8 protein-coding genes are annotated in these 6,462 nt (G+C 40.8%); 4 read left to right on the forward strand and 4 right to left on the reverse strand.

What is annotated here, in order from left to right; all coding sequences use genetic code 11:
* Nucleotides 1-25 precede the first annotated feature (25 nt).
* Nucleotides 26-535 carry a TlpA family protein disulfide reductase gene (locus B879_RS14530; protein ID WP_009185955.1) on the forward strand — a complete coding sequence of 170 codons (510 nt, stop codon included), beginning with the start codon at nucleotides 26-28 and terminating at the stop codon, nucleotides 533-535.
* Nucleotides 536-541: 6 nt separating this feature from the next.
* On the forward strand, nucleotides 542-1,168 hold the full coding sequence (locus tag B879_RS14535) for a thioredoxin family protein (protein WP_009185956.1): 627 nt from the start codon (nucleotides 542-544) through the stop codon (nucleotides 1,166-1,168).
* Nucleotides 1,169-1,262: 94 nt separating this feature from the next.
* Here B879_RS14535 and B879_RS14540 read toward each other — a convergent pair whose 3' ends face one another.
* A complete protein-coding gene (locus B879_RS14540; RefSeq protein ID WP_009185957.1) occupies nucleotides 1,263-2,618 on the reverse strand; it encodes an FAD-dependent oxidoreductase in 1,356 nt (451 codons plus the stop codon).
* Nucleotides 2,619-2,644: 26 nt separating this feature from the next.
* Nucleotides 2,645-3,931, reverse strand: a complete 1,287-nt coding sequence (gene kynU, locus B879_RS14545) for a kynureninase (protein WP_009185958.1) — start codon at nucleotides 3,929-3,931, stop codon at nucleotides 2,645-2,647.
* Between the two features lie 149 nt (nucleotides 3,932-4,080).
* Between kynU and B879_RS14550 the strand changes: the two genes are divergently transcribed.
* Nucleotides 4,081-4,464: a RidA family protein gene (locus tag B879_RS14550; protein ID WP_009185959.1), complete on the forward strand. Its 384-nt coding sequence runs from the start codon at nucleotides 4,081-4,083 to the stop codon at nucleotides 4,462-4,464.
* 100 nt (nucleotides 4,465-4,564) lie between these two features.
* Nucleotides 4,565-5,038 (forward strand): hypothetical protein, encoded by a 474-nt coding sequence (locus B879_RS14555; protein WP_009185960.1) that lies wholly within the window; start codon nucleotides 4,565-4,567, stop codon nucleotides 5,036-5,038.
* Nucleotides 5,039-5,040: 2 nt separating this feature from the next.
* Here the strand turns inward: B879_RS14555 and B879_RS14560 are convergent, their stop codons facing one another.
* A complete protein-coding gene (locus B879_RS14560) occupies nucleotides 5,041-5,634 on the reverse strand; it encodes a gluconate 2-dehydrogenase subunit 3 family protein (RefSeq protein WP_009185961.1) in 594 nt (197 codons plus the stop codon).
* Between the two features lie 4 nt (nucleotides 5,635-5,638).
* A partial coding sequence (locus B879_RS14565) for a GMC family oxidoreductase (RefSeq protein ID WP_040400807.1) occupies nucleotides 5,639-6,462 on the reverse strand: 824 nt, incomplete at its 5' end.

The following is a 6,462-nucleotide window of genomic DNA, read 5'->3' on the forward strand; positions in this document are numbered from 1 at the left end:
AAATATTTACATATCAAACATCATCATGCAAATGATTTTCAACTTTAAGCTGCATCTATATTCTTTCATGTTGACCTCTGCAATATTATGGTTGAATATTGACCAAAAGCCTGCTTCAAAAACCGAGTTTGCCATCATAGATTTTCAAGAATTTGAAAAAATGACCATGGCCTCTTCGGAAAAACTCAGGGTATATAACTTCTGGGCAACTTGGTGCGCACCTTGTGTCAAGGAAATGCCATATTTTCAACAAATTCAAGAAGAAGACCAAGACATCGCATTGATATTTATTTCCATGGATGATGGCAGAAAACCTGAGCGCGTCACAACTTTTATGGAAAGAAGAAAAATTACCTCTCCTGTTTACTTACTCAATGATGTAGATTACAACAAATGGATTGATAAGGTGAGTACGGATTGGTCAGGAGCCATTCCGGCTACACTATTTATCAAAGCAGACGGAAGCAGATTTTTTCACGAGGGGGAAGTTAGTTACGAAGAATTAAAAGCAATGATCCAAAAGTTAAAACAGTAAAGAACCATGAAAAAAATCAGTGTATTATTTTCCGTAGTATTGTTAAGTTTAGTGTTTAACAAAGCTTCAGCACAAGACAGTCAAGGATATGACATAGGCGATAAAGCCAGTGATTTTAAATTGGAAAGTGTAGACGGTTCCTGGGTTTCCCTAGCTGGATTAAAAAGTGCAAAGGGTGCAATAGTAATCTTCTCCTGTAACACATGCCCCTATGTTGTGGCTTATGAAGACAGGATGATTGATCTGCACAATAAATATGCCGCGCTAGGTTATCCTGTGATTGCCATAAACCCAAATGATGATCAAGTTAGTCCGGGCGATAGTTTTGAAAAAATGAAAGAGCGCTCCCAAGATAAGCGCTTCCCTTTTGCTTACGTTTATGACAGGACCCAAGAGGTAATCAAAGCATATGGTGGAACCCGTACCCCCCATGTTTACATTTTAAACAAAGAAGGTGATGACTTCATTGTGAAATACATCGGGGCCATTGACAATAATTACCAAGACGCCTCAGCGGTAACGGAAAACTATGTAGAAGAGGCTATGGATGCCATTATGAACGGAAGAACTGTGGCCACCGAAACGACCAAGGCCATAGGCTGCACTATCAAATGGAGCAAAAAAACAGAATAAAACTTTTGACAGCTATCATAAAAAAACCCTTGAATGAAATCCAATTTCTAATTCAAGGGTTTTTTATTTTTTGTTTTTGGTCAATCCAAATCAACTAGACTGCCTTTGCCTTATCTAAACGGTCAATAATGTCTGCATAATCCAGCTTATCCCAATTTTGGGTAATCAATGGATTGGACATCACCCCATCCATGATATTTTGTTGCAGTTTCCCAATAGTATAGGCCTCAGAATAGGACATGGTAGAAAATGTCACCATGGTGTATAATGGAATCCAATCATTGGGATACAATTCATGTAAACGTGCTTCAATGCGCTTCCTAATCAGAAACTTGGGATCGGCTACATCTGCTTTCATTTCTTCGAAATTTTCCATGGCCAACCTACAAATGGCGTCGGTATTAGGCTTCCTTGATTTTTGAAATTTGGCAAATACCAATTCCCAGGCATTAGCACCCAACTTTTCAATCAGATTATCAAGTATGAGACAGTCTTCAAAACCTGAATTCATCCCTTGCCCATAAAATGGCACCATTGCATGGGATGCATCACCTATTAGCAAGGACTTATTTATCATCCAAGGATAACATTCAATGTTGATCAATGAAGCAGTGGGATTATTGAAATATTCTGACACCAAGTTTGGCATCTTCTGGTAAGCATCATCAAAATAAGTCTGAAAAACCCCCTCCACATCATGTTCATCCCTGATGTTTTCAAAACTTACCCTCTCCCCTTCAAAAGGTAGGAACAAAGTACAGGTAAAAGATTTGTCAGGATTTGGTAAGGCAATCAACATGAAAGAACCTCTTGGCCATATGTGCAGCGCATTTGGATCCATGGCAAACTCTCCCTTTTCAGTGGGAGGGATACTTAATTCCTTATATCCATGAGAAATATATTCCTGCTTGTAATTGAACCGGACCTGCTTCAACATAGCGGTTCTTAAGGAAGAATAGGCGCCATCAGCACCCAATATAACCTCTGAGCCTACTTTTTCTTGCTGACCCTCTTTATCCCGAATATGTAATTCATTTGTTCTAAGATCAACATCTTCAATCTTGCTTTCAAAATGAATATTCACACCTTCTATTTCTGCCTCATTCATCAACAACTGATTGAACCTTCCCCTTGAAATGGAATATATGGCCTGTCCTTCCTTACCATAAGGAATAAATGTGGTTGCCCCATGTTCATTATGAACCTGTCTTCCATACATGGGTATGGTAAGAGGAAGCACCTTTTCTCTAAGGCCTGCTTTTTCAAGTGCACGCCACCCCCGATCACTAAGCGCCATATTGATAGAACGCCCTTCCTCTTTATAGGCACCGGCTCTATTATCAGCTCTTTTTTCGTAAACATGAACATCCATTCCCCTTTTTTTGAGATAGATGCTCAGCAAAGATCCTATAAGGCCTGCGCCAAGGATACTTACTTCATTTTTTTTCATGGTTTGAGAGGTTAATCCCTAAGCTATTAAGCAAATTTCTGCAGGGATTGTTCTAATATTTTTGCGAATTGATAGATATCTATAAAGCTGTTATACAAGGGAGTAGGTGCCAGCCTAATGACATTAGGATTTCTCCAATCCCCAACTACCCCGTGTTTGTAGAATTCGTCGAAGACACTTTTGCCTCCTTTATGGATCAAAAGGGATAACTGACATCCTCTTTCATTTGGAATTTTGGGTGTTATTATTTCCAGAACGCCGCTATCTCCACTGATTTTCTCAATTAAGAACTCCAGATAGCCGGTCAAAAGTTCACTTTTGGCACGAAGCCTATCCATACCTGCCTCTTCGAAAATATCCAATGAAGCTTGGTGGGCAGCTAAGGCAAGTACATTGGAATTGGCCAATTGCCATCCATCTGCACCATACATGGGCTTAAATCCCTTTTCCATTCTAAACCTTTCCCCCTCATCATGTCCCCACCATCCTGCAAATCTGGGAAGTTCCTGATTTTCTGCATGACGTTCGTGCACAAAAATACCGGAAATATTTCCTGGACCAGAATTAAGGTACTTATAACTACACCAAGTAGCGAAATCAACTCCCCAATCATGCAATTCAAGTTTGGCATTACCCACTGCGTGGGCGAGGTCAAATCCTGCTCTTGCACCCACTTGATGCGCTGCAGCCGTAATGGCTTTCATATCAAAAACCTGGCCAGTGTAATACTGAAGCCCTGCCATCATGACCAAAGCAAGATTCTCTTTATTCGCTTCTATTGCCATTAAAATATCTTCTGTCCTCAAAGTATATTCTCCTGCCCTTGGGGAAAGTTCTACTATGCACTTTTCAGGATCCAAACCATGAAACTTGACTTGGGTCTCTAACATGTACATGTCTGAAGGGAAAGCACCAGCCTCTGTAATGATCTTGTACCGTGTCTGATCAGGACAGTAAAAAGACACCATTAAAAAATGAAGATTGGAAGTCAGGTTATTCATGGCCACTACTTCATGCTCATGTGCCCCTACAATTGCGGAAAGAGCCGGCTTGGATTTTTTGCGCACATGATACCAAGCATCCTCTCCGTAAAAATGCCCATCAACGCCTAGCTTGGCCCAGTTATCCAATTCTTTATTAATGTAGGTAGCTACCGTTTTGGGCTGAAGGCCTAAGCTGTTTCCGCAGAAGTAAATGGCTTCTTTACCATTGATTTGCGGAAAATAAAACCTATCTCTAAATCCACTCAAGGTATCTTGGACATCCATTTGCCGGGCAAAGGATTCTGAAAACTCATATTGGTTATTGCTCATATGCGCTTTAGGTTTAATAAATGCGCTAGGAGATCAGAGAAACCCCAACGCTGAACCAACTCCAAACTTACCACATTTCTGCATCGAAAAAAAAGCCTGAGATTTCGGTGATTGATAGATGAATCTTTATTTTGCAAAAAAATCAAGCCATGAGTAAGCAAATCATATATTCTAAAGAGGCACCGGCCCCAATTGGACCTTACAGTCAGGCCATTAAAGCCGGAAACACATTATTCGTATCAGGACAAATACCCTTGGATGCCGACACGGGAGAATTGATCAATGAAAATATCACAGAAGAGACCCATGCGGTCATGAAAAACCTGGAAGCAGTTTTGCGGGAAGCAGGTTTTGGCTTCGAGGATGTGGTAAAATGCACCATCTTCATCAAAGACATGGGACAATTTGGAACCATTAATGAAGCTTATGGACAGTATTTCAAAACCAATCCTCCCGCTAGGGAAACCGTGGAAGTGAGCCGCTTGCCAAAAGATGTCAATGTGGAAATTTCCTGTATTGCAGTAAAAGCCTAAAAACCATCAAGGGCTAAAACCGAAAAGCGTTTTAGCCCCAATTTTAAGCTATCCACTTGCAATTTTTTTGGCCATTTGATAAAAAATAAATTAGTGGAATATGCCATTTTTCCCCAAACATAGTGAGGTACTGGTTTCTGCGCTTAAAAAAGAAGAGGTACTGGAAAGGCTGGACGTGGTTACCAGGGATCCCAATTTTCTGGAATATGAATCCAGAAATGAAAGTGGCTATCAGTTTAACGGCACATTGGGAATTGAAAGTTTCAGAATTTCTCTTGTCATTACCAAAGCCGACAGTTTCCTACCCCTGATCAAAGGGAAATTAGAAGACACACCCTCTGGTAGCATCTTATTTTTGGACTATACCCTTTTTCCAGGATCTGTGTTCTTCTTGGGATTTTGGTCATCAGTAACCATCCTCCTCTTTTTCTTTTTTGGCTTTATGGCGGACAAACCTGGCTTTGCACTTATCAGTCTTTTTGTTGGAATTGGAAACTATGTTTTTGCTTGGAAACATTTCATGAGGAAAATCAAAGTCTCTCAAAAAATCTTCCATGAGCTACTGAACCTCTAAGATCAAAGGCTCCAGACATTTCCAATTTCTGACAAAGGGACGCATCCTCTATATTCTCCTGGGATAGGATCATAATTGAGATGGTTAAGGCCTATTTCCTCGGAAGAAAAATACCCCCAAAGGACCATAGACTTCAGGTTGCGATAAAAACCAACAGGTTGCTGATCCCCTACGGCAGAGCCCCAGATTTTTGGATTGAACTTTGGAGAAGCTGCTTCCATTTTTTTAAGGAAAGCATTCCTATCCTCTTGCCCCAAGTCAGCAAAGACTTTGCCCTGACTTTTTCTGCAATCTTCATTGAACTTTTCCATTTCATCAACCAAATTTTGCTGTGCTGAAGCATTATAGGTCTTGGCGAAAATCAGGTCTAAAAAGATATCTGTTTTGACATCCAAACCACCTGGGGTAGCTGTCCTTGGCAGCAAAGTATCCACAAAAGCAGAAATAAACTTAGCTTGTTCCTCATTGAGGAAAAGCGGTGCCCATTCCAATCGGCTTTGCTGCTTACAAGATTGGAGCAATGAAAAAAGTGAGGGAACCCCTAATGCGGAACCAGTAAGGATTGCGGTTTTCTTTAATGCATTTCTTCTGTTCATAATCTCAAAGGTTCATTTTCTTTAATTCAGAAACAGCATGGTCGGCAGCCCTTGCAGTAAGCGCCATATAAGTCAGAGAAGGGTTGACACATGAAGATGAGGTCATACATGCCCCATCCGTCACGAATACATTTTTACAGGCATGGACCTGATTGGTGCCATTTAAGACGGAAGTTTTAGGATCTCTGCCCATTCTTGCAGTACCCATTTCATGAATACCAAAGCCTGGTTCATGCGCATTGTCAAAATCCACGATATCCTTTAATCCAGCCTTTTCCAACATAACCTTGGCATCTTCCCTGATCTGTCTGTTCATGGCCTTTTCATTTTCCTTGAACTCACAATCAATGGAAAGTGTGGGCTGACCCCATTTATCCAAGACCTCATGATTGAGGTATACTTTGTTTTCATGATAGGGAAGACATTCTGCAAAACCGGTGATAAAAAACTCCCAAGGACCTGGCTTCATTAAACCATCCTTGAATGCGCCACCAAAATCCTCCAGGTTTGCTCCAGCTCCCCAACTACTTCTACCCCCTCCACCTTGGAACCCAAATCCTCTCAGAAATTTATCAGATTTGGTATTTTCATCTAGGTTGACATAGCGGGGAATATAAATGCCATTGGGTCTCCTTCCACTGTAATACTGATCCTCAAAACCATCTACTTTCCCCATTGCTCCAATTCTGTAGGTATGGTCCATCAGATTATGTCCTAATTCACCACTATCATTGCCCAGACCATTGGGAAAACGATCGGAAGTGGAATTCAATAAAATCTGCGTAGAACTCAATGCCGAAGCGTTACAGAAAATAATCTTACTGTAAT

The sequence above is a fragment of the Cecembia lonarensis LW9 genome (genome assembly GCF_000298295.1).
Classification (GTDB): domain Bacteria; phylum Bacteroidota; class Bacteroidia; order Cytophagales; family Cyclobacteriaceae; genus Cecembia; species Cecembia lonarensis.